The following is a 1,604-nucleotide window of genomic DNA, read 5'->3' on the forward strand; positions in this document are numbered from 1 at the left end:
TCTCACACTCAGTGTAGGAGGTGTCGGACCAACAGTAGTCGGCGGTTCGGTTCGCGCAGGACAGGTATTGCTCGGCGGTTCGGTGGAGTGCGTCGCGTTGCTCGTCGGAAACGGCGAGTTTCACGACGGCGGTTCGACGCACACCCGTAGTTTCAGAGAGTACCCAACGGTACTTATACGCTTGGGAGTCGGTCGGTCGCGGAGTGGCGGTTGTGTCGTCCCATGTCGGTTTCCTCCCCGACCTACTCGCTCACTCCGTTCGCTCCTTGAGGTCGGGGGCTCCACCTCGAAAATGCTGATAACATATTCGCTAAAATTCGAGGCCCACTACGTCGCCGTCGGGTCGAAGCGGGCTTTTCGGGTACGGCGGCGACGCATCGGGGTCGTTGAACGCCCGCGGGGCGACGTCGTTGGGGCCATCGGGATAAAACAGCGCGGCGAGCGTCTGGATCGCCGTTCGCCCGCTCGCCAGCTCGAACTGCCCGCCGCCGTACATCTCGATCCCCGCCGCCCGACAGTACGCGATCGTTTCGAACAACGACTCGAGGGTACCGAATCGCGACGGCTTGATGTTACACCATCCCGGCTCGACCGGCAGCGACTCGATCGCGTCGGCCCCGTCGATCGGGTAATCGAACGAGAGCCGGTCCGCCTGTGGCTCCAGCAGGGGGCGGGTCGCGGGCGTGAACGCCGCGTCCTCAACCACCGCGTTCGGAAAGGCAGCGAGCGTGTCGCGATACAGCTCCGCGTCGGCCTCGACGTCGACGTCGGTCCCCTCGTACCACCCCTTGAGGTCGAGCACGCGAACCGCGCCGGTCTCGCGTAGCGTAACGAAGGTTCCCTCGGGCCACTCCGGGGTCGGATCGAGTTTGAACTCCAGGTCGTCGTCGGCCGCGAGCAGGTCCGTGACGGGGTCGGCAGTCGGCGTGTCGCCGAGGCGAGTGGAGACGACGAACCGGACCGGTTCGGGCTCGATGCCGAGCATCTCTCCGAGGCTCTCGTCCGCCTGCCGGAGTCCCAAGTCGAGGGCCGCGCTCTCGACCGCGAACCGCCGGTAGTTCCGCGAGGCAGCCTGCTCGGGCGGGGCGGGGAACAGGTCGACGTCGTCGAGCGCGGCCGAAAGCCCCTCCATCGTCCACTCTCCCACGATGTCGATCGGGTCCGTCCCCGCGAGCGCGTCGTGGGCCTCGGTCGCGTACGTCACGTCCTCGCCGCGGCCGACGACGCCGTCGCCGGAGAGCCGGTACTCCGTGGTGGTCCGCTCGAAGCCGCTCGTCGTGTCCGCGGTGTAGCGCCGCCGGTCGACGGACTCGATCGTGACCGGGAGGTCCGCGATCCGCTCGTACGCGTTCATGGCCCCACGGAGGTCGCCGCCGAAGTTAAACGGGGTCGTCGGCGTTGCCGGAGCGGGTGTTGGGATGAGAGAGCGTGTCGGGGAAGGGTTCCCCCACCCACACGGTAATCGCTCAGTACGGCGGATCTGCCGAACAGTTCTGGCCGACGGATCACAAGTACTGAATCGACTGATCGTCCACGGATCGGTTCTGTAGGTGCTCATCAACGAGTTTCACGACATCACCGATCTGCCGTCCGGCCTGCTGTAC

Annotated in this window: 1 protein-coding gene and 1 pseudogene; both read right to left on the reverse strand. The window is 66.1% G+C overall.

What is annotated here, in order from left to right:
• Nucleotides 1-124: pseudogene (locus Q0916_RS12145) on the reverse strand (RNA-guided endonuclease TnpB family protein); the annotation flags it as partial.
• 186 nt (nucleotides 125-310) lie between these two features.
• Nucleotides 311-1,354 carry a hypothetical protein gene (locus Q0916_RS05865; protein WP_299235615.1) on the reverse strand — a complete coding sequence of 348 codons (1,044 nt, stop codon included), beginning with the start codon at nucleotides 1,352-1,354 and terminating at the stop codon, nucleotides 311-313.
• Nucleotides 1,355-1,604 lie beyond the last annotated feature (250 nt).

The sequence above is a fragment of the Natronomonas sp. genome (assembly GCF_028274965.1).
In the GTDB taxonomy this organism is placed as follows: Archaea; Halobacteriota; Halobacteria; order Halobacteriales; family Haloarculaceae; genus Natronomonas.

Coding starts and splice junctions, on each gene's coding strand:
- Q0916_RS05865 (WP_299235615.1), bottom strand. CDS start 1,354: ATGAACGCGTACGAGCGGATCGCGGACCTCCCGGTCACGATCGAGTCC.